This window comes from Clavibacter vidaverae (genome assembly GCF_047529985.1).
GTDB classification, from domain to species: domain Bacteria; phylum Actinomycetota; class Actinomycetes; order Actinomycetales; family Microbacteriaceae; genus Clavibacter; species Clavibacter nebraskensis_A.
This window is the reverse complement of the sequence record NZ_JBLJAM010000001.1, coordinates 103,724-128,399: the sequence shown is the minus strand read 5'-3', so window position 1 is coordinate 128,399 and position 24,676 is coordinate 103,724. Positions and strand designations below refer to the sequence as shown.

The window sequence follows — 24,676 nt, the reverse complement described above, 5'->3', positions numbered from 1 at the left end:
TCTACTGCGTGATCCATTCCAGGTAGAAGGTGCCGACGCCGGCCGCGACCAGCAGCCCGGCGATGATCCAGAAGCGCACGACGACCGTCACCTCGGCCCAGCCCTTGAGCTCGAAGTGGTGGTGGAGCGGGCTCATGAGGAAGATCCGCTTGCCGTGCGTGAGCTTGAAGTAGATGCGCTGCAGGATCACCGAGCCCGCGACGATCACGAACAGGCCGCCGATGAAGACGAGCAGGAGCTCGGTGCGGCTGAGGATCGCGAGGGCCGCGAGGGCGCCGCCGAGGCCGAGCGAGCCGGTGTCGCCCATGAAGATCTGCGCGGGCGAGGTGTTCCACCAGAGGAAGCCGATGAGCGCGCCCACGATGGAGGCCGCGATGATCGCGAGGTCGAGCGGGCTCGCCACCTCGTAGCAGCGGTACTCGTTCTGGTAGCTGGAGACGCTGTCGCACGACTGGTTGAACTGCCAGAAGCCGATGATGACGTAGGAGCCGATCGAGAAGATCGAGGCGCCCGCGGCGAGGCCGTCGAGCCCGTCGGCCACGTTGACGCCGTTGGAGGTGCTCGCGACGATGAGGCAGATCCAGACGATGAACAGCGCCGTGCCGATGACCGCGCCGAGCGCCATGAAGTCGAGCGGCAGGTCGCGGAACAGGCTGATGGCGGTGGACGCGGGCGTGAGGCCCGACACCGGGTCGCGCAGCGTGATGGCCAGCACCGCGAACACCGCGGCGACGAGTACCTGGCCGGCGACCTTCTGCCATCCGCCGAGCCCGAGGGACTGCTGCTTGCGCGTCTTCAGGTAGTCGTCGAGGAAGCCGACGAAGCCGAGGCCCACCATCATGAAGACGACCAGCAGGCCCGACGGCGTCACGGGGTCGAAGCGGATCCCGTCCCACGTGAGCAGGTGCCCCACGAAGTAGCCGAGGACGCTCGCCAGGATGATGACGATGCCGCCCATGGTGGCCGTGCCGCGCTTGGTGTGATGCGACTGCGGGCCGTCGTCGCGGATGAACTGGCCCCACTGCAGCCGGTGGAACAGCTTGATGAACAGCGGCGTGAGGAAGAGCGTGAAGACGAGCGAGATGGCGCCCGCGCCGAGGAGGGCTACCACGAGTACTTCTCCCCCAGCTCGTCGCCGAGGAAGCGGAGCCCGGCGGAGTTGGACGACTTGACGAGCACGAGGTCGCCGTCGCGGAGGATCCGGTCGAGGATCTCGCGGGCCTCGGCGGCGTCCTCGGCGAAGATCGACTCCCCGTCCCAGGACCCCTGCGCGATGGCCTCGAGGTGCAGGCGGCGCGCGGGACGGCCGACGACCACGAGCTGGCCGATGTTGAGGCGCACCGCGAGGAGGCCGACGCGGTCGTGCTCCTCCTCGGAGAACTCGCCGAGCTCGCTCATCTCGCCGAGGACCGCGACCGTGCGCTGCTCCGGCCCGCGGATCTGCGCGAGCGTGCGGAGGGCGGCCGCCATGGAGTCGGGGCTCGCGTTGTAGGCGTCGTTGATGACGGTGACGCCGTTGCCGCCGAGCACCTCCATGCGCCAGCGCTCGGCGCGCTGCACGGTCTGCAGCGCGGAGACGATGGAGTCGCCGTCGACGCCGAGCGCCCAGGCGCCCGCGGCCGCGGCCAGCGCGTTCGTGACGTGGTGCTCGCCGAGGACGCGGAAGGCGACGGGACGCGTGGATCCGTCGGGCAGGTGCAGCGTGAAGGTCGTGCCGGCGGCGGACGCGACGATGTCGGTCGCGCGGACGGCGGCGCGCGCGTCGCGGCCGAACCAGAGGACGGGCGCCTCGGTCTTGTCGCTCATGGAGGACACCCGCGGGTCGTCGGCGTTGAGCACGGCCGTGTCCTCGGGCAGGAGGTCCTTGACCATCTCGGTCTTCGTGACGAGCGTCTGCTCGATGCCGCCGAAGCCGCCCGCGTGCGCGAGGCCCACCGTGAGGACGATGCCCACGTCGGGCTTCGCCATGCGCACGAGCCGCGTGATCTCGCCCAGCCCGCTCGCGCCCATCTCCGCGACGAGGAAGCGCGTCGTGCGCGTGACCTTGAGCATCGTGAGCGGCGCGCCGACCTCGTTGTTGAACGACGCGACGGGCGACACGGTCTCGCCCTGCGTCGCGAGGATCGCGTGCAGCAGGTTCTTCGTGGTGGTCTTGCCGTTGGATCCCGTGACCGCCACCATGCGCAGGTCGCCGAGCGCGCGCACGCGGGCGACGACCTCGTGGGCCAGCCGGCCGAGCGCGTCGACGACGTCGGGCACGAGCACCTGGGGCACGGGGAGGTCGAGCTCGCGCTCGACGAGCAGCAGCGCGGCGCCGGCCTCGACGGCCTTCGGCGCGAACAGGTGCCCGTCGGTCTCCTCGCCGGGCTTGGCGACGAAGATCCCGCCGGGCGCGATGAGGCGGCTGTCGGTGTCGACGGCGCCGTCGACGACGGTCTGCGGGGTGGCGTCGCCGCGCAGCAGCAGACGGCCGTCGACCGCGTCGGCGATCTCGGCGAGGGTGAGGGCGATCATGTCAGCTCCAGCCTGCGTCGCGGAGAGCCGCGCGCGCGTCGTCACGGGCGGAGAACGGGATCTTGCGCCCGGCCACCTCGTGGTAGTCCTCGTGCCCGGGTCCGGCGACGAGGATGGTGTCCCCCTCGCCCACCAGCGACACCGCGGTGCGGATCGCGGTGGCGGGGTCGGGCACCTCGTGGATCTCGCGGTCGGGGACCGCGGCCCGCGCACCCGCGATGAGGCTGGCCCGGATCGACGCCGGGTCCTCGTAGCGCGGGTGGTAGTCGGTGATGACCACGGCGTCGGCGAGCCGGGCCGCGATCGCGCCCATCTCGGCGCGCTTCGTGGTGTCGCGGTCGCCATCGGCGCCGAAGACCATCACGAGCTTCCCGGGCGTGAACGGGCGCAGCGCCTGCAGCGTCTGCTCGAACGCGTCGGGCGTGTGGCCGTAGTCGACGAAGAAGAGGGGTCCCGTCTCGCCGGACACGCGCTCGGCGCGGCCGGGGATGTAGGCCTGGATCCCGCCGTCGCGGTCGAGCACGTGGGCGACCGCGTCGAGGTCGTAGCCCGACTCGACGAGCATGACGATCGCGAGCCCGGCGTTCGCGGCCATGAACCAGCCGGGCACGGGCACGCGGGAGACGAGCACGCGGTTGTCGGGCCCCTCGAGGCGGAAGCCCGTGGAGTCCGGCGTCTGCTCGAGGACCGTGACGGTCCAGTCGGCCTCGACGCCGGGCTTCGAGGCGATCGTGGTCATGGGGATCCGGGATCCCTCGACGATGCGCTGGCCCCACTCGGTGTCGAGCGAGACGACGCCGCGGCGCGCGCGGTCGGGGTCGAAGAACGCGGCCTTGGCCTCGAAGTACTCCTCGAAGTCGGCGTAGTCGTCGAGGTGGTCGTGGCTCAGGTTGATGAAGGCGGCCACGTCGAACACGAGGCCGTCGACCCGGTGGCGCGACAGCGCCTGCGCCGAGACCTCGATCGTCACCGCGCGGACCTCCGCCTCGCGCATGCGCGCGAGGAGCGCGTGCAGCTCGCTGGCCTCGGGCGTGGTGAGGCGGCTCGTGATGCTCTCCTCGCCGATGCGGCGCTCGGCCGTGGAGGTGAGGCCGGTGACCACGCCGAGCTGGCGGAGCAGCCCGTCGAGCAGGTACACCACGCTCGTCTTGCCGTTCGTGCCCGTGACGCCGTAGAGCGTCGCCGGGTTCTCCTCCGAGCGGTGGACCCACGCGGCGACGTCGCCGAGGGCGGCCCGCGGGTCGGGGGTGAGGATCACCGGCAGGCCGGACGCCTGGGCGTCGGCGAGGCCGTCGGGGTCGGTGAGCACCGCGACCGCGCCGCTCGCGGCCGCGTCCGCGGCGAAGCGCGCGCCGTGCGCGCGCGCGCCGCGGAGGCCCACGTAGAGGTCGCCGGGCTGCACGTCGCCCGAGGAGAGCGTGACGCCCGTGACCTCCACGTCGTCCACGTCGCCGACGACGTCGAGCGCGAAGTCGCGCACGAGGCCGGACAGCGACCGTGCGACGGGATGCTCGGGGCGGAGGGCGGGAGTGGCAGGGGAGGTCATCGCCCTCATCTCTCAGTAGGTCGTCGGGAGGTTCGGGGACGGCACGCTGGAGGGCGGGACCCGGTAGGTCTTCAGGACCTGGGACATGATCTTCTGGAAGACCGGCGCCGCGGCCGCCGAGGACTTCATGGTATCCGGATTGGCCAGGCTGATCGACACGACGTACTGGGGGTCCTCGGCCGGCGCGAGCCCCGCGATCGACACCAGGTAGTTCTTGCCGTACTTGCCGTCGGCCTCCGCCACCTGCGCGGTGCCGGACTTCGCGGCGACGCGGTAGCCCGGGATCGTGAGGTCCTTGGAGAGGTGGCCGTCGGTCACGACCGTCTCGAGCATGTTGACGGTCGAGTCCGCCGCCTGGGGCGAGATGACCTGCGTGCCCGTGGTGTCCGGCTGGTCCGTCACGGTGCCGTCGGCGGCCTTGCAGCCGGAGACGAGCGACAGCGGCAGCTTCACGCCGTGGTTGCCGATGGTCTGGTAGATGCTCGCGACCTGCAGCGCCGTGGTGGTGAGGCCCTGGCCGAACATGGTCGCGTAGTTGGTCTGCGGGTCCCACTCCTGCCACGGGCGGACGAGGCCGCTGCTCTCGCCGGGGAAGTCGATGGCGGTCTTCTCACCGACGCCGAAGGCCTTGAGGTAGTCGTAGCGGTCCGAAGCCGGGAGGCGCTCGCCGAGCGTCGAGATGCCCGTGTTCGAGGAGTCCATGAGCACGCCCGCGAGCGTGAAGCGGAGGTCCGGGTGGACGTAGCTGTCGCTGAGCTTCACGTTCGGACGCGTGAACGTGTACGGCGCCACCACGCGCGTGCCCGCATCGGCCTTGCCGGAGTCCACGAGCGCCGCGGCGGTCACCGCCTTGAGCGTGGATCCCGGCTCGAAGGGCAAGCTGAAGGCGCGGGTCCCCCGGTCCTCGGGCTTCGTGGCGGACACGTCGTTGGGGTCGACGGACGGGTACTCGGCGACCGCGAGGACCTTGCCGGTCTTCACCTCGACGATCGTCGCGTGCCCGTAGTCGGCTCCGACCTTGACGGCCTGCTCGGCCACCGCGGTCTGCGCGAAGTACTCGAGGTCGGTGTCGATGTTGGTCATCACGTCGCTGCCGTCCACCGCCTTCTGCTGCGTGACGGTGCTGCCCGCGATCGGGACGCCGTCGGCGCCCCGCTCATACGTCTGCGCGCCGTCCTGCGCGGCGAGGCACGAGTCGTACTTCTGCTCGAGTCCGGCCTTGACCTTCCCGTCGCCCGCGATGTAGCCGAGGATGCTGCCCGCGATCTGCCCGTTCGGGTACGTCCGGCTCGACACGGCCTGGAAGTAGATCCACGGGATCTTGAGGTCGCGGATGGCGAGGTAGGCGTCCACGTCGACGCCCTTGGTCACGTAGGCGAACAGCGACTTCGAGTCCTTGCCGAGCGCCCCCTTGATGAGCCCGTCGATCTCCTCGGGCTTCTGCCCCGTGATGGCGCCCAGCTGCGACTCCGCCTCCGCGAGCGAGACGTCCTGCTTCGCGGGCTTGCCGTCGTCGCCGGTCACCGTGCGGGTGAAGTCGCCGGCCTTCGACGGGTCCATCGTCACGTCGTAGCGCAGGACGCTGTCCGCGAGGACCTTCCCCTGCGCGTCGTAGATGCTGCCGCGCACGCCCGGGAGGGTCTGCGAGATCGCCCGCTTGCCGAGGGCCGCCTCGTTGAGCTCGGTCGCCTGCACGACCTGGATGTCGATCAGCTTGACGACGAACACCCCGATGACGGCGAGGATCGCGATGAGCGAGAAGGCGATGCGCCGTCGGTTCGAGATCGTGGTCACTCGGGGATTCCTCTCGGTGCCTGCGGGGCGGTGCGGTGCTCCGTGGGAGCGGTGTCGTGCGGCGGTCGCGTCCCCGTCACGGGGAGCGCGGTCAGCGGGTCTGGGGGGTCGGGATCGACGTGGCCGACGCTAGCCCGGAGGCCGCGCCGGACGCGGGAGGCGCGCTCGGGGTGCCGGCGGTCACGCCGCCGGCGGCCTCGGCCGAGCCGGGGATCGCGGATCCGGGGTCGGTCGTCGCCGCGCCGTCCTGCGCCGTCGCCGCCTCGAGGGCCGCCGCGCGCTTCGCCGGGTCGCTCTCCACGGTCAGGGGCACGCCCGTGAGGAGCGAGTTGCCGATGAGGGTGTCGGCGGTGAGCGCCGTGGTCGCGCCGTCCTTCGCCTGGGGTGTGCCCTGGATGGTGCCGTCGAGCGAGAGGAAGGAGGGCGACGCGCTGGCGACCATGCCGAGCGCCTGGGCGTTGCGCGCCAGGTTCTGCGGCGACGACAGCCGGTCGACGTCCTCGGTCAGCGACTGGTGGGTGCGGTCGAGCTCCCTCTGCTGCTGCTGGAGGGACTGGATCGCGTAGGCGCCGTCCGACAGCCCGATCGAGAGCAGGAGCTGCGCGAGGAGCACGGCGAACAGCCCGCCGACGACGATGAGCGCGTAGACGGTGCGCGGACGCGCGCGACGCTGGCCGCGCGTGGCGACGACCTCGATGTGGCGGGTCGCGGGCTCGGCGGACGGCCGGATCCGGGGACGCGCGGTCGCGCGTGCTGCATCGGTCATGCGTGTCGCCTCCTGGCTCGTTCGGCGGCGCGCAACCGGACGGATGCGGCGCGGGGGTTCTGGGCGATCTCGTGCTGGTCCGCGAGCTCGGCGCCCCGGACGAGGAGCTTCAGCTCGGGACGGTGCTCGGGCAGCTCGACGGGGAGCCCGACGGGCGCGGTGCTGGTGGATCGGGCGCGCAGCTCGCGCTTCACGATGCGGTCCTCGAGCGACTGGTAGGACTCGACGACCACGCGGCCGCCGACCGCGAGCCGGTCGATCGCGGCGGGCATGGCGCGCGCGAGCACGCTCAGCTCCTGGTTGACCTCGATGCGCAGCGCCTGGAACACGCGCTTGGCCGGGTGCCCGGCCCGCTGCACGGCGGCGGGCGTCGCCTGCTGGATGATCTCCACCAGCCGCGCCGACGTGGTGATGGGCTCGACCTCGCGTGCCTGCACGATGCGGCTGGCGTAGCGCGGGGCGAGCTTCTCCTCGCCGTAGTCGTAGAAGATCCGGCGGAGCTCCATCTCGTCGTACTCCGCGACGACCTGCGCGGCGGTGAGGCCGGCGGTCCCGTCCATGCGCATGTCGAGCGGCGCGTCCTGCGAGTAGGAGAAGCCGCGCTCGACCCGGTCGAGCTGGAGCGACGAGACGCCGAGGTCGAAGAACACGCCCTGGACCTCGCCGATGCCCAGCCCGTCGAGCGCGCGCCCGATGCCGTCGTAGACGGTGTGCACGAGGTGCACCCGGTCACCGAAGCGCGCGAGGCGCTCCCCCGCGATGGCGAGGGCGTCGGGATCGCGGTCCAGCCCGACGAGGCGGAGCCCGGGCAGCGCGTCGAGGAACGCCTCCGAGTGGCCGGCCATCCCGAGGGTGGCGTCGACCAGCACGGCGCCCTCGCCCTGGAGAGCGGGGGCGAGCAGCTCGAGGCACCGCTCGAGGAGGACGGGGGTGTGGATGTCGTCGATGGCCATGGCGACCCGATGTCCTGTCCGCGGCTCCTGATCCCCATCCGTCCCGACCTGCCACCGGGGAAGTGCGGCAGGGCGTCGGACGGCTGGGAGTCAGGGGCCGGGGTCAGAACAGTCCGGGGATCACCTCCTCCGCGGTGTCGGCGAACGCGCTCTCGTTGGCGGTGAGGTACTCGTCCCACGTGCCGGCGTCCCAGATCTCGACGCGGCTGCCCGCGCCGATGACCGCGAGCTCGCGGTCGAGTCCCGCGTAGGTGCGGAGCGCCTGCGGGATGGTGATGCGGTGCTGCTTGTCCGGCGTCTCGGCGTTCGCCCCGGACAGGAAGACGCGCATGTAGTCGCGGGCCTGCTTGCTCGCGAGCGGCGCCTGCCGCATGCGGTCGTGCAGCTCCTCGAACTCGCGCGTCGTGAACACGTAGATGCAGCGGTCCTGGCCGCGCGTCATGACGACGCCGCCCTCGAGCTCGTCGCGGTACTTCGCGGGGAGGATGAGCCGCCCCTTGTCGTCGAGACGAGGCGAGTGGGTGCCGAGGAACACACCGACACCCCCTGTCTCTCCGGCCGTGGTTCAGGACTTGCTCCACTTTACTCCACAGCCCTCCACCCACCGCTAGGAGGCGCGCGTGAATTCGCGGTGCACGGCGGCGGATCCCTGTGTCTGCGCGGCCTGACACGCGGGGAGGGATGTGGAGGGGATCACGACCACCGGCGCGCCGTGGGCACGCAGAAGCGCCCTCCGGGCGATCAGGGGATCGCGCGGAGGGCGCCGGGGAGGGATGGGGAGCGCTGGCGGAGACGACGCAAGGGGCCGATCCCGGTTCGGGATCGGCCCCTTCGGGTCGAGTGGAGGGCGGTGGAGGGCCGCCTCAGCCGGTGGTCAGTCCTGACCGCCCTGGCGCTTCTCCCACCGCTCGTTGATGCGGTCCATGAAGGAGGACGACGAGTTCGGTCGCTTCCCGGTCCCGCGTCCCGGAGCACGCGGAGCGCTCGGTGCGGACGCGTCGGCCACGGTGCCACGCGGGCTGAAGATGAGGAGCGCGCCCACGATCATGATCGCGAAGCCGAGGATGCCGATGACGGCCAGCTTCGTGATGACGCCGGCGGCGAGGGCGGCGATGCCGAGCACGATGACCAGCACCCCGACGACGACCATGGTGTAGTTCGGTCTGCTGCGGCGACCGCTGACGGTCGCCACGAAGTCTGCGTCGTTGTGATAGAGGCTTCGCTCCATCTCCTCCAGCAGGCGCTGCTCTTGCTCGGAAAGCGGCATCATGTTCCCCTCAGGCTCGGGACGACGCGTTGGTGTTCACCTGTGGATTCTAGCTCCCTGCCCCTGGCTAGGCTAGGCGGGTGCCCGAAAGCGACCGCCTCGTCAGCCACGTCCAGACCCGCCTCGACGACTTCCTGACGACGCAGGCGGCGGGACTCCGGGACATCAGCCCGGATCTTGTGCCCCTCCACGAGTTCTCCTCGGATCTGCTGAGAGGCGGGAAGCGGTTCCGCGCCCAGTTCTGCTACTGGGGCTGGCGTTCGGTCATCGACCTCGAGGCCTCCCCCGCCGGACGCCCGCAGGGCGAGGAGCGGCCGGGCTACCGCGCAGTCGTCGGGGTCGCGGCGGGGCTCGAGATCTTCCACGCCGCGGCGCTCGTCCACGACGACATCATCGACCGCTCCGACACCCGGCGCGGCCGGCCAGCCGCCCACCGCCGCCTCGAGCAGCTGCACGCGGCGAGCGGATGGGGCGGCTCCTCGGCGGGCTTCGGCGAGGCCGGCGCCATCCTGCTGGGCGACCTGCTCCTCGGCTGGAGCGACGAGCTCCTCATCGACTCGCTCCTGGCCCTCGCGGACGGGTCCGCGGCGCGCGCCGCCCGCGCCGAGCTCGCGACCATGCGCACCCAGGTGACGCTCGGGCAGTACCTCGACGTGCTCGAGGAGGTGGCGTGGCCCACGGTCCCGGAGGACGACACCCTCGCGCGCGCCCACAACGTGATCGTCTACAAGTCGGCGAAGTACAGCATCGAGGCACCGCTCGTCGTCGGCGCGAGCCTCGCGGGCGCGTCCGCCGAGCAGATCGCTGCGCTCCGGGCCGTGGGGCTGCCGCTCGGCATCGCGTTCCAGCTGCGCGACGACGTCCTGGGGGTGTTCGGGGACAGCGCCGTCACGGGCAAGCCCAGCGGCGACGACCTCCGCGAGGGGAAGCGCACCGTGCTCATCGCGCTCGCCCGGCGGCGCCTGCCCGACGGCGTGCGGCGCACGGTCGACGCGCTGCTCGGCGACCCGGACCTCGACGACGAGCAGATCCGCGCGCTCCAGTCCATCCTGCGCGAGAGCGGCGCCCTCGACGAGGTCGAGGGGATGATCGCCCGCCATGTGCGGGAGTCGCTCACGGCCCTGCGCGAGGCGCCGATCGGCGCACGTGCCCGCAACCAGCTCGAGCTCCTCGTCGACGGCGTCACGCGCCGCGTCACCTGATCCGGGTCGTTCGCGGGTCCGGCCCGCGCCAGCCCGCGACCGAGGGAAGGACGCGTCAGGCGCTCGCCTGGGCGACGCGTCGCACCTCGGCCTTGCGTCCGGCGAGCAGCGCGTCGACCGGTGCCGCGCCGAGGCTCGGCTCCTCCGTGAGGAGCCACTCCATGGCCTCCTCGTCGGTGAACCCGTTGTCGCCGAGCACGATGATCGTGCCGCGGAGCTCCGACAGCGGCTCGCCATCGCGCAGGAACACGGCCGGCACCTTGAGCACGCCGTCGAGGCGCACGGCCAGCAGGCGCCGGTCCTCGATGAGGCGTCGCACGCGGCTGACGGTGAGACCCAGGAGGTCGACGAGATCGGGGACGGTCAACCACTCACGGTCGGCATAGGGCTCGTTCACGTCTCACATGCTGGCACGTCCCGAGGTGCCGACGGGACCCGGCACCCGCGCCGCGAGGCCATGACGGGACGGATCCAGCCGCCTATCCGCCGAATGCGCGTGTCGCTGTTCACTCCAGTCACATCCGTCACTTATGTGCGCTCCACTCCCCCTGCGTGTTAACGTGGAACACCTGCATCAGGGAATCGAGCACGACGGCCGGAGTAGACCAACATGCCCATGACCGAACCCACCCCTCCTCGCGACCCCAGCCGGTCCTCGGACGCCTCCACCGGACGCTCGGCCTCACGCCGCTCCAAGGCGCTCCTCGCGACCATGCCGATCGTGCTGGTCGGATCGCTCGCGGTGAGCCTCGGCATGGCCACGCCGGCCGAGGCCGCTCCCGTCAAGCGGGTGCCGAAGGCCAAGTCGGGCCCCACCCAGACCAAGCTCCCCCGCGTCGCCGCCCCCACCGTCACCCCGGCCGCTGCTCCCACCGTCGCCGCACCCGCGACGTACGTGGTCGAGCAGGGCGACACGGTCTCCGCCATCGCCGGCCGCTTCGGCATCTCCACCGCCTCGGTGCTCGCGCAGAACGGGCTCGGCTGGAAGACGACCATCTTCCCCGGGCAGACGCTGACGCTCGGGGGATCCGGCGCCGCGTCGACCTCCGCTCCCGCCGCCGCGTCGACGGGGTCCGGAGCGAGCTACACGGTCGTCGCGGGCGACACGGTCTCCGGCATCGCCGGCAAGCACGGCGTCTCCGCCTCGTCCGTGCTGCAGGCGAACGGCCTCCAGGCGACCAGCACGATCTTCCCGGGCAACAAGCTGACGATCCCGGGTGCGAGCGCCTCGGCCGCCCCGGCCGCGCCCGCCGCCCCCGCCAGCGCCTCCCCCGCCGCGAAGCAGGGCCTGTCCGGCACGTACACGATCGAGACCGGCGACACGCTCCACAGCATCGCCCAGGAGTCCGGCGTCACGGTCCAGGACCTCCTGAACGCGAACGGCCTCAACTGGTCGAGCATCATCTACGCGGGCAGCAAGCTGACCATCCCGAACGCGTCCACCTCCGTGGTGCAGGTCGCGTCGTTGAACGGCACGACGATCATGACCGACGAGATGCGCCGCAACGCGCGCGTCATCGTGCAGGTCGGCCGCTCCGCCGGCGTGAGCGACTACGGCCTGGTCATCGCGCTCGCGACGGCGGCGCAGGAGTCCACCCTCCGCAACCTCGACTGGGGCGACCGCGACTCGATCGGCCTGTTCCAGCAGCGTCCGAGCCAGGGCTGGGGCCAGCCGGGCGACCTCAACGACCCGGTCTACGCGTCCCGCGCGTTCTTCGGCGGCAGCGTCAACCCGAACCCCGGTGCCACGCGCGGCCTCCTCGACATCCCGGGCTGGAAGTCGATGACCGTCACGCAGGCGGCGCAGGCCGTGCAGTACTCGGCCTACCCGGACGCGTACGCCAAGTGGGAGGCGTCCGCCTGGGCGTGGCTCGACGAGATCGGCTGACGCCCATCCGCGTGCGCGACCGCGCGGCGGCGCACCGGTGTGCCGGGGAGGCCGCGGCACCGGCCGTCCCTAGAATCATCCAGTGACCTCCAGCCCGACCGACCCCATGATCGGCCGTCTCCTCGACGGTCGGTACCAGGTCAGGTCCCGCATCGCGCGCGGGGGCATGGCGACCGTCTACGTCGCCACCGACCTGCGCCTGGAGCGCCGCGTGGCCGTGAAGGTCATGCACGGGCACCTCGCCGACGACAGCGCCTTCCGCGACCGGTTCATCCAGGAGGCGCGCTCGGCCGCGCGCCTGGCGCACCCCAACGTCGTGAACGTCTTCGACCAGGGCCAGGACTCCGACATGGCGTACCTCGTCATGGAGTACCTGCCCGGGATGACGCTGCGCGAGCTGCTGCAGGAGTACGAGCGGCTGACGCCGGAGCAGACCCTCGACATCCTCGAGGCCGTGCTCTCCGGGCTCGCCGCGGCGCACAAGGCCGGCATCGTCCACCGCGACCTCAAGCCGGAGAACGTGCTGCTCGCGGACGACGGGCGCATCAAGATCGGCGACTTCGGCCTGGCCCGCGCGGTCAGCGCCAACACGGCGACCGGGCAGGCGCTGCTCGGCACCATCGCGTACCTCTCCCCCGAGCTCGTCACCCGCGGCATCGCCGACACCCGCAGCGACATCTACGCGGTCGGCATCATGATGTACGAGATGCTCGCCGGGGAGCAGCCCTTCAAGGGCGAGCAGCCCATGCAGATCGCGTACCAGCACGCGAACGACCAGGTGCCGACCCCCAGCACCGCGAACGCGTCCGTGCCCGTGGAGCTCGACGAGCTCGTGCTGTGGGCGACCGCCCGGGATCCCGAGCAGCGGCCCCGCGACGCGCGCGCCCTCCTCGACGAGCTCTACGCGGTGCAGAACCGGCTCGACGCCCGGTCCGGCGACCCCGCGCCGCTCCAGCGCACCGTGGTCTTCCCGAGCGCGCCCGCGCTGCCGCCGGTGACGACCGGCGAGACGCAGGTCGTCGGCGGTCCGCCCGTCATGATGCGGCAGGAGCCCGAGCACGCGGAGCCGGAGTCGGTCGTGGCGCTGGCCGCCGCCGGGCAGCGCCGGCGCGCGCGCGGCTGGGTGCTCGCCCTCCTCATCGTCATGCTCGCGGCCCTCGCCGGCGGCACCGGCTGGTACTACGGACAGGGGCCCGGCGCTCGCGTTCCCGTCCCCGCGGTCACGGAGATGGCGGTCGACGACGCGGCGGGGACGCTGCAGGGCCAGGGCTTCGTGGTCGCGCGCGCCGAGGAGCCGAGCGTCGACGTGGCCGTCGGGCACGTCACGCGGAGCGTCCCCGCCTCCGGCACGCCCGTCGACCAGGGATCCACCGTCACCGTCTACGCGTCCACCGGACCGCAGCTGCTCGACGTGCCCGACGTGGTGGGCAGCACCGAGGGCGATGCCCGAACGCGGCTCGAGGGCGTGCCGTTCGTCGTGCAGGAGCCGACCGTCCGGCAGTACGGGGATGCGGAGCAGGGGACGGTCGTCCAGGTGCTCGACGCGTCCGGCGCGCCGATCGGCGCCCAGTACCCCGAGCAGCAGCAGGTGACCCTGGTGGTCGCCGCCGGCAGGATCCCGGACGTCCACGGGCGCTCCGTGGACCAGGCCGTCACCACGCTCGCCCAGGCGGGTCTCGTGGGCGAGCCCGGCAAGCAGAGCTTCAGCGACGACCTGGACAAGGGGGAGGTCATCTCGGTGTACGCCCTGGATCAGAACCCGGTGCGCTCGGGTCTCGACGACGCGGCCGGCAGCAAGGTGGGCCTCGAGATCTCCAAGGGCCCGGACCTCGTGGCGGTGCCGAAGGTCACCGACCTCACGCGCGACGAGGCGAAGGCGGCGCTGGACAAGGCGGGATTCAAGTACGCGTACTCCGCGTTCTGGGACGCGTTGCCCAACAGCATCACGCGGGTGGCGTCCGCGAGCCCCGAGGCGGGTGCGATGGTCCGCCGAGGGTCGACGATCAACCTCGGCATCACGGCGTCCGGCTGATCGACCGTCGCTCCGGCGACGCCCCGCTCACGACGGAGCCCCGCTGCCCGGGAGGGCGGCGGGGCTCCTCTGCGCTGGTCGTGTCAGCCGCGCGCGGCGGCGAGCTCCTCCGCGACGAGGAACGCGAGCTCGAGGCTCTGCATGTGGTTGAGCCGCGGGTCGCACAGGGACTCGTAGCGCGTGGCGAGCGTGGCCTCGTCGATGTGCTCGGATCCGCCCAGGCACTCGGTGACGTCGTCGCCGGTCAGCTCGATGTGGATCCCGCCCGGGTGCGTGCCCGCGGCGCGGTGGGCCTGGAAGAAGCCCTGCACCTCGTCGACCACGTCGTCGAAGCGCCGGGTCTTGTAGCCCGTGGGCGTGGTGAGGCCGTTCCCGTGCATGGGGTCGGTGACCCACAGCGGGTTGGCGTCGGAGGCCTTGACGGCCTCGAGCAGCGGCGGCAGCGCGTCGCGGATCCGACCGGCGCCCATGCGCGTGATGAACGTGAGGCGGCCGGGCTCGCGGTCCGGGTCGAGCTTCTCGATGAGCTCGTGCACCGTCTCCGGCGTCGTCGACGGCCCGAGCTTGACGCCGAGCGGGTTGCGGACGCGCGACAGGAAGTCGACGTGCGCGCCGTCGAGGTCGCGCGTGCGCTCCCCGATCCAGATGAAGTGCGCCGACGTGTTGTACGGCGTGCCGGTGCGCGAGTCGATGCGGGTCATGGGCCGCTCGTAGTCCATGAGCAGGCCCTCGTGCCCGGTGTAGAACTCGACGCGCTTGAGGTCGTCGAAGTCGGCGCCGGCGGCCTCCATGAACTTGATGGCGCGGTCGATGTCGCGGGCCAGCTGCTCGTAGCGCTGGTTGGCCGGGTTCGCGGCGAAGCCCTTGTTCCAGCTGTGCACCTCGCGGAGGTCGGCGAAGCCGCCCTGCGTGAACGCGCGGATGAGGTTCAGCGTGGAGGCGGCCGTGTGGTACCCCTTCACGAGGCGCGCGGGATCCGCCGCCCGGGACTCGGGCGTGAAGTCGTATCCGTTCACGATGTCGCCGCGGTACGCCGGCAGCGTGAGGTCGCCGCGGGTCTCGGAGTCGCTCGAGCGGGGCTTGGCGAACTGACCGGCCATGCGGCCCATCTTCACGACGGGCATGGCCGCGCCGTAGGTGAGGACCACGGCCATCTGCAGCACGGTCTTGACGCGGTTGCGGATGGCGTCGGCCGTCGCACCCGCGAACGTCTCGGCGCAGTCGCCGCCCTGGAGGAGGAACGCGCGGCCGTCGGCGGCGGCGGCCAGGCGGGAGCGCAGCAGGTCGACCTCGCCCGCGAACACCAGCGGCGGCAGCAGGGCGATCTCGGCGGACGCGGCGTGGACGGCCGCGGCGTCGGGCCACTGCGGCTGCTGCTTGACCTCGAGCGTGCGCCAGTGGTCGAGTCCGGCGAGGACGTCGGGGTGGGCGGGGACGAGGTGCTCAGATGCCACGGTGGGATCCCGGTTCGTGTCGTGCGCGTGGTGCGCGGTGGAGTCAGGCGGGCGTCGGTCAGCGGGCCGCGCTCGCGCGCTTCTCCTTGACCGAGGTCGCGTAGACGTCGACGTACTCCTGGCCGCTCAGCCTCGAGAGCTCGTACATGATCTCGTCGGTGATGGAGCGGAGGATGAAGCGGTCTCCCTCGAGGCCGGCGAACCTACTGAAATCTAGCGGCTCGCCGATGACCACACCAATCCGGCGGACCTTGGGGATGCGGCTGCCGATGGGCATGACCTTCTCGGTGTCGATCATCGCGATGGGGACCACGGGGACGTCGCCCTCCAGGATCATGCGGGCCACGCCCGTGCGGCCGCGGTACATCTTGCCGTCGGGGCTGCGGGTGCCCTCGGGGTAGATGCCGAGCATCCGGCCCTCGGCCAGCACGCGGAGGCCCGTGTTGAGCGACGCCTCGGATGCCTTGCCGCCCGAGCGGTCGATGGGGAGCATGCCCGTGGCCGTGAAGAACATCTTGGTGGCCCAGCCCTTGAGCCCGGTGCCCGTGAAGTAGTCGCTCTTCGCGAGGAAGACGAGGTTGCGGTCGACCAGCAGCGGGAGGAACACCGAGTCGATGAACGAGAGGTGGTTGCTCGCGAGGATCACGCCGCCCTTGGCGGGGATGTTCTCGAGGCCGGTGACCCAGGGGCGGAAGGTGCTCCGCAGCAGGGGTCCGGCGACCAGGTTCTTCATGAACCAGTAGAACATCGGGTGGCCACCTTCCGGGCGGGGTCGGGATCCAGCATAGCCAGCGGAGCCGCCCCTGCCCGGCAGGCGCGAGTCAGGCCCCGTGGCGCAGGGCGGCCGCGTGGAGGCGGGCGAGGTCCGCGGCGCCCACGACGCCGGCGTCGTTGACGAGCTCGGCGATGCGGAACTCCGGCTCCGGGTGGTAGCCGCGGGCGGGTAGGTGGGCGACGTACGCCTCGCGGATGGGGCCGAGCAGGAGGTCGCCCGCCTGCGCGACACCGCCGCCGATCACGAACATCTGCGGGTCGAGGATCGCGCCGATGCTCGCGGCGGCCTCCCCCAGCCAGCCGCCGAGGCGGCGGAGGGCGAGGAGCGCGCCGGGGTCGCCGGCCTGGATGAGGTCGCTGACGTCGTGTCCGGTGAGCGTGCCCACCTCCCGGCGTCGGGCGGCGAGGCCCTCGCCGTGCGTGCCGCCGAGGTCGGCGAGCTCGTCGGCGGTGCGCAGGAGCGCCCGGCCGGATCCGTACTGCTCGATGCAGCCGCGCGCGCCGCAGCCGCACGGGAGGCCGTCGGGCACGACGCGCATGTGACCGAGCTCGGCCCCGGCGCCGAAGCCGCCGCGGAACAGGCGGTCGTCGGCGACGATCGCGCCGCCCACGCCCGTGCCGATGGTGAGGGTGACCATGTCGCTCACGAGGCGACCCGCGCCGTAGCGGAACTCGGCCCAGCCGGCGGCGTTGGCGTCGTTCTCGATGACGATGGGCAGGTCGATCCGGCCGCGCAGCTTCTCGCGCACGGGCTCGTTCCGCCAGTTGATGTTCGGGGCGTAGTAGACGGTGGACTGCGCGGCGTCGATGAAGCCGGCCGCCGCGACGCCGACCGCGACCACGTCGGGGTGCTGGGCGCGGAGCCGCTCGACCATGGCGACGACGGCCTCGACGATCGCGTCCGGGCTGCCGGCCTCGGTGGGCGTCCGCTCCTCGGCGGCGATGACGCCGAGCTCGTCGACCACGGCTCCCGCGATCTTGGTCCCGCCGATGTCGATCCCTATTGCATGCACTCCGCGGGCCCTTCCGTTCGTCTCGCCCGTCGATCCTACTGACGCGCCCGACGCCCCCGACCGGGGACGAGCGCCGGGGGCCGCCCGCCCATAAGCTGATCCCATCCATTTCCGGTACCGAGGGAGTTGCCGTGGAACAGCACACCATGCCCGCCGTCGTCGAGGCGAGACCCGACGACAACATCACCGATGTCCTGGTGCACCGCGTGAGGACGAGCCCCGACGCTCCGCTGTTCGCGCTGCCGGACGGGGACGGGGGCTGGAGCGACGTCACGGCGTCCGAGTTCCACCGCCAGGTCGTCGCGCTCGCCAAGGGGCTCGTGTCCGCCGGGATCGAGCCGGGCGACCGCATCGGCATGATGTGCCGCACGCGCTACGAGTGGACGCTCGTCGACTTCGCCGTCTTCTTCGCGGGCGCGGTCCTCGTCCCCGTGTACGAGACCTCCTCCCCCGCCCAGGTGCAGTGGAACATGCAGGACTCCGGCAGCGTCGCCGTGATCCTCGAGTCCGCCGAGCACTTCTCCCGGTTCGACGAGGTCCACCCGGAGCTGCCGGCCGTCCGCCACGTGTGGCAGATCGACCTCGGCGACCTCGACAAGCTCGCCGGGCAGGGCGTCGACGTGCCGGACGCCGAGATCGAGCGGCGGCGGAACCTCGCGGTCGGCTCCGACATGGCGACCCTCATCTACACGTCGGGCACCACCGGGCGGCCGAAGGGCTGCATCCTCACGCACGCCAACTTCGTCGAGCTCGCGCGGAACGCCGAGGTCGCGATGGAGGAGGTCGTGCGGGTCGGCGCGTCGACGCTGCTGTTCATCACCACGGCGCACGTGTTCGCGCGCTTCATCTCGATCCTCAACGTGCAGGCGGGCGTGAAGACCGGCCACCAGGCCGACACGACGCAGCTGCTGCCCGCGCTCGCGTCCTTCCGGCCGACGTTCCTGCTCGCGGTGCCGCGCGTGTTCGAGAAGGTCTACAACTCCTCGGAGCAGAAGGCGGAGGGCGCCGGTCGCGGCCGGATCTTCCGCAAGGCCGCCGAGGTCGCGCACGCGCACTCAGTGGCGGTGGACGCCGGGAAGGTGCCCCTCGCGCTGAAGGCGCAGTACAAGCTGTTCGACGCGCTCGTGTACTCGAAGATCCGGCAGGCCATGGGCGGGCGCGTGCGCTACGCGGTGAGCGGATCCGCACCCCTCGGCCTCCGCCTCGGCCACTTCTACCGGTCGCTCGGCCTCACCATCCTCGAGGGCTACGGCCTCACCGAGACCACGGCGCCGGTGAGCGTGAACCTCGTGAAGGGCTTCCGCATCGGGACCGTCGGCCCCGCGCTCCCGGGCGTCTCCACGCGGATCACGGACGAGGGCGAGATCGAGGTCAAGGGCGTCAACGTCTTCGACGGCTACTGGCAGGACGAGGAGGCGACCGCGGCCGTCTTCGACGACGGCTGGTTCCGCACGGGAGACCTCGGCAGCTACGACGCCGACGGCTACCTCACAATAACGGGGCGCAAGAAGGAGATCATCGTCACCGCGGGCGGCAAGAACGTCGCGCCCGCCGCGCTCGAGGACCCCATCCGCGCGAACCCGCTCGTCGGGCAGGTCGTGGTGGCGGGCGACCGGCGGCCGTTCATCTCGGCGCTCATCACGCTGGATCCCGAGATGCTCAAGGTCTGGCTCGGCAACAACGGCCAGGACCCGGCGATGACGCTCGAGCAGGCCTCGCAGAACCCGGCGGTGCTCGCCGAGGTGCAGCGCGCGGTGGACGCGGCCAACGCGACCGTGTCGCGTGCGGAGTCGATCCGGAAGTTCGTCGTGCTGCCGGTGGAGCTCACCGAGGCCGCCGGGCACCTCACGCCGAAGCTCAGCATCAAGCGCCAGGTGGTGCTCGACGCGTTCGCCGACGTGGTCACGCGCATCTACGAGGCGGCGCCGACCACCGAGGGGCACTCGCTGGTGCACTGACGGCGCCTTCGGGCCCGCGCGCGTGCGCGGGCCCCGCGGGTCAGAACCAGTCCGACTCGCGGACCTGCTTCATGGCCTCGCGGCGGCGCTGCTTGTCGAGCCGGTCGAGGTAGACGAGGCCGTCGAGGTGGTCGACCTCGTGCTGGAACGCCTGCGCCAGCACGCCCGTGCCCTCGAGGCGCACGGGCTTGCCGTCGAGGTCGATGCCGCTGATGACGGCCTCCGGGTGGCGCATGGTGGGGAACCAGAGGCCCGGCACCGAGAGGCAGCCCTCGTCGACGAGCACGGCCTCGCCGCGGAGCTCCTCGATGACGGGGTTCAGGATGTAGCCGAACGCCGGCCCCACGTTGTAGCTGAACGCGCGGAGGTTCACGCCGATCTGCGCGGCCGCCACCCCGGCGCGGCCGTCGGGCCGCACGCTGTCGAGGAGGTCCTCGACCAGGGCGCGCACGCCCTCGTCGATCTCGTGGATCTCCGACGAGACGGTCTTCAGCACCGGATCGCCGAACAGGCGGATCTGTCGTTCAGTCATTCTCTGCTTCCGTGGGTCCTGGAGCGGGCGGCGGGTCAGGGTCGACCGGCCGCCGCGGGCGCGATGCCCGCACCATTCTCCCGTGCCCAGTCGGCCACCGCGGACTCGGCGGCGAGCAGCGCGTTCTCGACGATCTCCGTCACGGCGGGGTGCGGCCAGTACTGCGCCCGTGCGAGCCCCGTGACCCGGTGGCCGAGGCTCGCGGCCATCAGCAGCGGCTGGATGAGCGCGGCCGAGTCCGAGCCGATGATGTGCGCGCCGAGGATCGTGCCGCCGTCGCGGGGATCCACCACGAGCTTGCAGAACGACGTCGTGTCCTCGAGCGCCCAGCCCCACGCGGTGGACGAGTACGGCTGCTCGACCGTGACGACGGGGCCGGCCGCGCGCGCCTCCGCCTCGGTGAGGCCGAACGAGCCGATCTGGGGACGCGAGAACACGGCCTGCGGCACGGGGCCGGGCGCTCCGCCGATGAGGTCGTCCGGGTGCAGCAGGTTGTGCTGGACCACGCGGGCCTGGTGGTTCGCTACGTGCTTCAGCTGGTGGTCGGCGCTGATGTCGCCGAGCGCGAAGACGCCGGGCACGGGCGCCCCGCCCGCGAGCACGCGCTGCTGGGCGTCGACGACGACGCGGCCGTCCGGGTGCAGGTCGTAGCCCGCGTTCGCGACGGCGAGCGTGTCGGTGTTGGGGACGCGGCCGAGGGCGACCAGCACGGCCGCGGTCTCGACCAGGTGGCCGGACGCGAGGCGCGAGCGGAGCACGTCGCCGTCGCGCTCGATCTCCTCCACCTCGCAGTCGGTGATGACGTCCCACTGCGTGCGCGCGAGCGTCGTGAAGCGCGTGGAGACGTCCTGGTCGAGGTTGCCGAGCAGGTGCGCGGAGCGCGCGACCTGGGTCACGTGCACGCCGAGGTGGCTGAAGACGTGCGCGAACTCCGCCGCCACGTAGCCGCCGCCCACGATGAGCAGCGACGCGGGCAGCTCGGCGATGCGCATGATCGAGTCGGAGTCGTGGATGTCCGGGTCGGGCGAGTAGACGGCCGACAGGGGGCGGGGCCGGGAGCCCGCCGCGAGCACGATGCGGTCGGCGGTGATCCGCTGCCCGCTCGCCGACACGAGGACGCCGGGCGACTCGAATCCCACGCTCTCGCGCAGCAGCGTCACGTTCTCCGAGCCGCTCTCGCGCCACTCGCGGCCGCCCTCGCTGATCGCGTCGATGCGGCCGAAGACGCGGGCCGCGATGGCGGGCCAGTCGACGGCGTCGACCGACGCGCGGATCCCGAGGGCCGCGCCGTCGCGGGTCTCCGCCGCGACGTCGGCCACGTGCACGAGCATCTTCGTGGGGATGCAGCCCGCGTTGAGGCAGGTGCCGCCGAAGTGCTCGCCGTCGTCGACGAGCAGCACGCGCTGGTCGGCGAAGCGCTCGTCGGCGATGGAGTTGCCGGATCCGCCGCCCACGATCACGAGGTCGTACCGCTCGTCGTGCTGCTGGTCCTGGTCGGTGGTGCTCATCCGGGGGCTCTTCTCTCAGATCTCGACGACCACGAGCAGGTCGCCCGCGTCGACCTGCTGGGTGGTGGGGACCGCGAGGCGCGCCACGCGGCCGGCGACGGGCGACGTGATGGCCGCCTCCATCTTCATCGCCTCGATCGACGCGACGGCCTGGCCGGCGGCGACGACGTCGCCCTCCTCGACCTTGAGGGTCACCACGCCGGAGAACGGCGCGGACACGTGCCCGGGCCGTGCGGGGTCGCCCTTCTCTGCCGCGACCGTCGTGACCGCGATCCCGCGGTCACGCACGAAGACGGGACGCAGCTGCCCGTTCATCACGACCATGACGGTGCGCATGCCCGACGCGTCCGCCTCGCCCACGGCCTCGAGCCCGATGAGGACCTCGACGCCGCGCCCGATGCGGACCACGTGCTCCCGGCCGGGCAGGAGCCCGTGCAGGTAGTCCTCGGTGTCGAGCACGGACAGGTCGCCGAAGAGCTCGCGGATGGTCTCGAACTGCTCCGTCGGCTGCGGGAACAGGAGGCGGTTGAGCGTGCGGCGACGCGCGGCGCCCGGCACCTCGAGCGCCCGGCGGTCGTCGTCGGACAGGGGCGTCACGCCTATGCGCACGTCGCGCCCCTGGAGGACCCGCGTGCGGAAGGGCTCCGGCCAGCCGCCCGGGAGGTCGCCCAGCTCGCCGGCCATGAAGCCGATGACGGAGTCGGGGATGTCGTGGTCCTGCGGGTTGCGCGCGAAGTCGGCCGGGTCGGCCTTCGCGGCGGCGAGCTGGAGCGCGAGGTCGCCGACCACCTTGGACGACGGGGTGACCTTGGGGATGCGGCCGAGGATCCGGTCGGCCGCCTGGTACATGTCCTCGATGAGCTCGAAGTCGTCGGCGAGGCCGAGGGCGATGGCCTGCTGGCGCAGGTTCGAGAGCTGGCCGCCCGGGATCTCGTGGCGGTACACGCGGCCCGTGGGGCCCGCCAGCCCGGACTCGAACGGACGGTAGAGGCGGCGCACGGCCTCCCAGTACGGCTCGAGGTCGCTGACCGCGTCGAGCGAGAGGCCCGTGTCCCGCTCGGTGTGGGCGAGGGCCGCGACGAGGGCGGAGGCGGACGGCTGGCTCGTGGTGCCCGACATGGGCGCGCTCGCGACGTCGACCGCGTCGGCGCCCGCGCGGCTGGCGGCGAGCAGGGTCGCGAGCTGGCCACCCGCGGTGTCGTGCGTGTGCACGTGCACCGGCAGGTCGAACTCGCGGCGGAGCGCGGTGACGAGGCGCTCGGCGGCGGCGGGGCGCAGGAGCCCGGCCATGTCCTTGATCGCGAGGACGTGCGCGCCGGCGGCCACGCTGCGCTCCGCGAGGGCCAGGTAGTAGTCGAGCGTGTAGAGGTCCTCGGCCGGGTCGAGCAGGTTCCCCGTGTAGCAGAGGGCGACCTCGGCGACGGTGGTGCCCGTGGCGAGCACGGAGTCGATGGCCGGGCGCATCCGCTCGACGTCGTTGAGCGCGTCGAAGATGCGGAAGACGTCGACGCCCGTGGCGGCCGCCTCCTGCACGAACGCGTCGGTGACCTCGATGGGGTACGGCGTGTAGCCGACCGTGTTCGCGCCGCGCAGGAGCATCTGGATCGCGATGTTCGGCAGCGCCTCTCGCAGCGACGCGAGCCGCTCCCACGGGTCCTCGCCGAGGAAGCGCAGGGCCACGTCGTAGGTCGCGCCGCCCCAGGCCTCGACCGACAGCAGCTCGGGCGTCGTGCGCGCGACGTGCGGCGCGACGGCCACGAGGTCCCGGGTGCGCACGCGCGTGGCGAGCAGCGACTGATGGGCGTCGCGGAAGGTCGTGTCGGTCACGGCGAGGGCCGTCTGCGCGCGGAGGGCGTCCGCGAAGCCGCGCGGGCCGAGCTCGAGCAGGCGCTGGCGGGATCCCGCGGGCGCCGGCACCCGGAGATCGACGTCGGGCAGCTTGTCGGCCGGACGGACGACGGCGCTGCGCGGCCCGTTCGGCTGGTTGACCGTGACGTCGGCGAGCCAGTTGAGGATCCGGGTGCCCCGGTCCTTGGAGACGTTGCTGCGCACGAGGCCCGGACGCTCGTCGATGAAGGACGTGCTGAGGTCGCCCGCCTGGAACGCCGGGTCGTCGAGCACGCCCTGCAGGAACGGGATGTTCGTGGAGACGCCGCGGATCCGGAACTCGGCGAGGGCGCGCTTGGCCCGCGTGACCGCCGCGGGGAAGTCGCGCCCGCGGCAGGTGAGCTTGGCGAGCATCGAGTCGAAGTGCGGGCTGATCTGCGCGCCGGTCGCGACCGTGCCGCCGTCGATGCGGATCCCGCCGCCGCCGGGCGACCGGTAGGTGGTGATCTTGCCCGTGTCCGGCCGGAAGCCCTGCGCCGGGTCCTCCGTCGTGATGCGGCACTGGAGCGCCGCCCCGTGCAGCACGATGTCGTCCTGACGGAGCCCCAGCTCGGCGAGGGTCTCCCCCGCGGCGATCCGCATCTGCGACTGCACGAGGTCGACGTCGGTGACCTCCTCGGTCACCGTGTGCTCGACCTGGATGCGCGGGTTCATCTCGATGAAGACGTGCTGCCCGGCGCGCGGCCCCTCGGTGTCGAGCAGGAACTCCACGGTGCCCGCGTTGACGTAGCCGATGCTCCGGGCGAACGCGACGGCGTGCGCGTGCATGGCGTCGCGGACAGCGGGATCCAGGTTCGGCGCCGGCGCGATCTCCACGACCTTCTGGTGCCGGCGCTGCACGGAGCAGTCGCGCTCGAAGAGGTGCACGGTCTCGCCGCCGGCGTCCGCGAGGATCTGCACCTCGATGTGCCGGGGCCGCAGCACCGCCTGCTCGAGGAACATGGTCGGGTCGCCGAAGGCGCTGTCCGCCTCGCGCATGGCGGCCCGCAGCGCGTCCTCGAGGTCCTCCGCGCGCTCGACGCGACGCATCCCCCGGCCGCCTCCGCCCGCGACGGCCTTCGCGAAGAGCGGGAAGCCGATCCCCTCGGCCTGCTCGAGCAGCAGCGCCACATCGGTCGACGGCGGCGTGGAGGCCAGCACGGGGACGCCCGCCGCGGTCGCGTGCTCCTTCGCGGTGACCTTGTTGCCGGCCATCTCCAGCACGTGGGCGCCCGGCCCGATGAACGCGATGCCGGCGGCCTCCGCGGCGCGTGCCAGGCCGGGGTTCTCCGAGAGGAAGCCGTAGCCCGGGTAGATCGCGTCCGCGCCCGACTCCTTCGCCACGCGGATGATCTCGTCGACGTCGAGGTAGGCCCGGACGGGGTGCCCCTCCTCTCCGATCCGGTAGGCCTCGTCCGCCTTCAGCCGGTGCAGGGAGTGCCGGTCCTCGTGCGGATAGACCGCCACCGTGCGGGCGCCCAGCTCGACGGCGGCGCGGAACGCGCGGATGGCGATCTCCCCGCGGTTGGCGACCAGGATCTTCTCGAACATGGCGGGGCCTCTCGTCGGATGGGGCTCGGGCACCCCCGCGTTTAGGTCTTCCCAGAGT

Annotated in this window: 19 protein-coding genes; 4 read left to right on the top strand and 15 right to left on the bottom strand. The window is 72.2% G+C overall.

The window, feature by feature from the left end; all coding sequences use genetic code 11:
* Position 1 precedes the first annotated feature (1 nt).
* From mraY to ACMT9T_RS00570, 8 genes are all read right to left on the bottom strand, one after another.
* On the bottom strand, positions 2-1,111 hold the full coding sequence (gene mraY / locus ACMT9T_RS00605; RefSeq protein WP_116055643.1) for a phospho-N-acetylmuramoyl-pentapeptide-transferase: 1,110 nt from the start codon (positions 1,109-1,111) through the stop codon (positions 2-4).
* The gene (locus ACMT9T_RS00600) at positions 1,105-2,514 is read right to left on the bottom strand and encodes a UDP-N-acetylmuramoyl-tripeptide--D-alanyl-D-alanine ligase (RefSeq protein ID WP_414743785.1); all 1,410 of its coding nucleotides are present in this window, start codon (positions 2,512-2,514) and stop codon (positions 1,105-1,107) included. Before ACMT9T_RS00600 ends, mraY begins: the two co-directional genes overlap by 7 nt.
* Before the next feature lies 1 nt (position 2,515).
* On the bottom strand, positions 2,516-4,060 hold the full coding sequence (locus tag ACMT9T_RS00595; protein WP_414743784.1) for a Mur ligase family protein: 1,545 nt from the start codon (positions 4,058-4,060) through the stop codon (positions 2,516-2,518).
* Positions 4,061-4,072: 12 nt separating this feature from the next.
* A complete protein-coding gene (locus ACMT9T_RS00590; RefSeq protein ID WP_414743783.1) occupies positions 4,073-5,854 on the bottom strand; it encodes a peptidoglycan D,D-transpeptidase FtsI family protein in 1,782 nt (593 codons plus the stop codon).
* 91 nt (positions 5,855-5,945) lie between these two features.
* The gene (ftsL, locus tag ACMT9T_RS00585; RefSeq protein WP_414743782.1) at positions 5,946-6,620 is read right to left on the bottom strand and encodes a cell division protein FtsL; all 675 of its coding nucleotides are present in this window, start codon (positions 6,618-6,620) and stop codon (positions 5,946-5,948) included.
* A complete protein-coding gene (rsmH, locus tag ACMT9T_RS00580; RefSeq protein ID WP_116055648.1) occupies positions 6,617-7,573 on the bottom strand; it encodes a 16S rRNA (cytosine(1402)-N(4))-methyltransferase RsmH in 957 nt (318 codons plus the stop codon). Before rsmH ends, ftsL begins: the two co-directional genes overlap by 4 nt.
* Positions 7,574-7,676: 103 nt before the next feature.
* On the bottom strand, positions 7,677-8,108 hold the full coding sequence (mraZ, locus tag ACMT9T_RS00575) for a division/cell wall cluster transcriptional repressor MraZ (protein ID WP_094116079.1): 432 nt from the start codon (positions 8,106-8,108) through the stop codon (positions 7,677-7,679).
* Positions 8,109-8,447: 339 nt separating this feature from the next.
* A complete protein-coding gene (locus tag ACMT9T_RS00570) occupies positions 8,448-8,843 on the bottom strand; it encodes an SCO2097 family morphological protein (protein WP_414743781.1) in 396 nt (131 codons plus the stop codon).
* Between the two features lie 77 nt (positions 8,844-8,920).
* Here ACMT9T_RS00570 and ACMT9T_RS00565 point away from each other — a divergent pair, with 77 nt between their 5' ends.
* On the top strand, positions 8,921-10,042 hold the full coding sequence (locus ACMT9T_RS00565; RefSeq protein ID WP_414743780.1) for a polyprenyl synthetase family protein: 1,122 nt from the start codon (positions 8,921-8,923) through the stop codon (positions 10,040-10,042).
* A 55-nt stretch (positions 10,043-10,097) separates the two neighbouring features.
* Here the strand turns inward: ACMT9T_RS00565 and ACMT9T_RS00560 are convergent, their stop codons facing one another.
* Positions 10,098-10,439, bottom strand: coding sequence for an Rv2175c family DNA-binding protein (locus ACMT9T_RS00560; RefSeq protein ID WP_414743779.1), 342 nt, complete (start codon positions 10,437-10,439; stop codon positions 10,098-10,100).
* 213 nt (positions 10,440-10,652) lie between these two features.
* On the opposite strand from ACMT9T_RS00560, the gene ACMT9T_RS00555 reads away from it, so the two are divergent.
* Complete coding sequence (locus tag ACMT9T_RS00555) at positions 10,653-11,930, top strand: LysM peptidoglycan-binding domain-containing protein (RefSeq protein WP_414743778.1); 1,278 nt, start codon at positions 10,653-10,655, stop codon at positions 11,928-11,930.
* A gap of 82 nt (positions 11,931-12,012) precedes the next feature.
* A complete protein-coding gene (pknB, locus tag ACMT9T_RS00550) occupies positions 12,013-13,962 on the top strand; it encodes a Stk1 family PASTA domain-containing Ser/Thr kinase (RefSeq protein WP_414743777.1) in 1,950 nt (649 codons plus the stop codon).
* Positions 13,963-14,045: 83 nt separating this feature from the next.
* On the opposite strand, the gene ACMT9T_RS00545 is transcribed toward pknB, so the two are convergent.
* The 3 genes from ACMT9T_RS00545 to ACMT9T_RS00535 form a co-directional block, all read right to left on the bottom strand.
* The gene (locus tag ACMT9T_RS00545; RefSeq protein ID WP_116055654.1) at positions 14,046-15,416 is read right to left on the bottom strand and encodes a class II 3-deoxy-7-phosphoheptulonate synthase; all 1,371 of its coding nucleotides are present in this window, start codon (positions 15,414-15,416) and stop codon (positions 14,046-14,048) included.
* A 58-nt stretch (positions 15,417-15,474) separates the two neighbouring features.
* The gene (locus tag ACMT9T_RS00540) at positions 15,475-16,164 is read right to left on the bottom strand and encodes a lysophospholipid acyltransferase family protein (RefSeq protein WP_116055655.1); all 690 of its coding nucleotides are present in this window, start codon (positions 16,162-16,164) and stop codon (positions 15,475-15,477) included.
* Between the two features lie 73 nt (positions 16,165-16,237).
* Complete coding sequence (locus ACMT9T_RS00535) at positions 16,238-17,203, bottom strand: ROK family glucokinase (RefSeq protein WP_414743776.1); 966 nt, start codon at positions 17,201-17,203, stop codon at positions 16,238-16,240.
* 131 nt (positions 17,204-17,334) lie between these two features.
* Here ACMT9T_RS00535 and ACMT9T_RS00530 point away from each other — a divergent pair, with 131 nt between their 5' ends.
* Positions 17,335-19,161, top strand: a complete 1,827-nt coding sequence (locus ACMT9T_RS00530) for an AMP-dependent synthetase/ligase (RefSeq protein WP_414743775.1) — start codon at positions 17,335-17,337, stop codon at positions 19,159-19,161.
* A 40-nt stretch (positions 19,162-19,201) separates the two neighbouring features.
* Here the strand turns inward: ACMT9T_RS00530 and ACMT9T_RS00525 are convergent, their stop codons facing one another.
* From ACMT9T_RS00525 to ACMT9T_RS00515, 3 genes are read right to left on the bottom strand one after another with little or no spacing between them, the layout of a single operon-like run.
* Positions 19,202-19,693: a peptide deformylase gene (locus tag ACMT9T_RS00525; protein WP_414743774.1), complete on the bottom strand. Its 492-nt coding sequence runs from the start codon at positions 19,691-19,693 to the stop codon at positions 19,202-19,204.
* A 35-nt stretch (positions 19,694-19,728) separates the two neighbouring features.
* Positions 19,729-21,201: a mycothione reductase gene (locus ACMT9T_RS00520; protein WP_414743773.1), complete on the bottom strand. Its 1,473-nt coding sequence runs from the start codon at positions 21,199-21,201 to the stop codon at positions 19,729-19,731.
* A 15-nt stretch (positions 21,202-21,216) separates the two neighbouring features.
* Positions 21,217-24,618 carry a pyruvate carboxylase gene (locus tag ACMT9T_RS00515; protein ID WP_414743772.1) on the bottom strand — a complete coding sequence of 1,134 codons (3,402 nt, stop codon included), beginning with the start codon at positions 24,616-24,618 and terminating at the stop codon, positions 21,217-21,219.
* Between the last annotated feature and the right edge of the window lie 58 nt (positions 24,619-24,676).

Coding starts and splice junctions, on each gene's coding strand:
- ACMT9T_RS00600 (WP_414743785.1), bottom strand. CDS start 2,514: ATGATCGCCCTCACCCTCGCCGAGATCGCCGACGCGGTCGACGGCCGT.
- ACMT9T_RS00595 (WP_414743784.1), bottom strand. CDS start 4,060: ATGACCTCCCCTGCCACTCCCGCCCTCCGCCCCGAGCATCCCGTCGCA.
- ftsL (WP_414743782.1), bottom strand. CDS start 6,620: ATGACCGATGCAGCACGCGCGACCGCGCGTCCCCGGATCCGGCCGTCC.
- rsmH (WP_116055648.1), bottom strand. CDS start 7,573: ATGGCCATCGACGACATCCACACCCCCGTCCTCCTCGAGCGGTGCCTC.
- ACMT9T_RS00570 (WP_414743781.1), bottom strand. CDS start 8,843: ATGATGCCGCTTTCCGAGCAAGAGCAGCGCCTGCTGGAGGAGATGGAG.
- ACMT9T_RS00555 (WP_414743778.1), top strand. CDS start 10,653: ATGCCCATGACCGAACCCACCCCTCCTCGCGACCCCAGCCGGTCCTCG.
- ACMT9T_RS00540 (WP_116055655.1), bottom strand. CDS start 16,164: ATGTTCTACTGGTTCATGAAGAACCTGGTCGCCGGACCCCTGCTGCGG.
- ACMT9T_RS00525 (WP_414743774.1), bottom strand. CDS start 19,693: ATGACTGAACGACAGATCCGCCTGTTCGGCGATCCGGTGCTGAAGACC.
- ACMT9T_RS00520 (WP_414743773.1), bottom strand. CDS start 21,201: ATGAGCACCACCGACCAGGACCAGCAGCACGACGAGCGGTACGACCTC.
- ACMT9T_RS00515 (WP_414743772.1), bottom strand. CDS start 24,618: ATGTTCGAGAAGATCCTGGTCGCCAACCGCGGGGAGATCGCCATCCGC.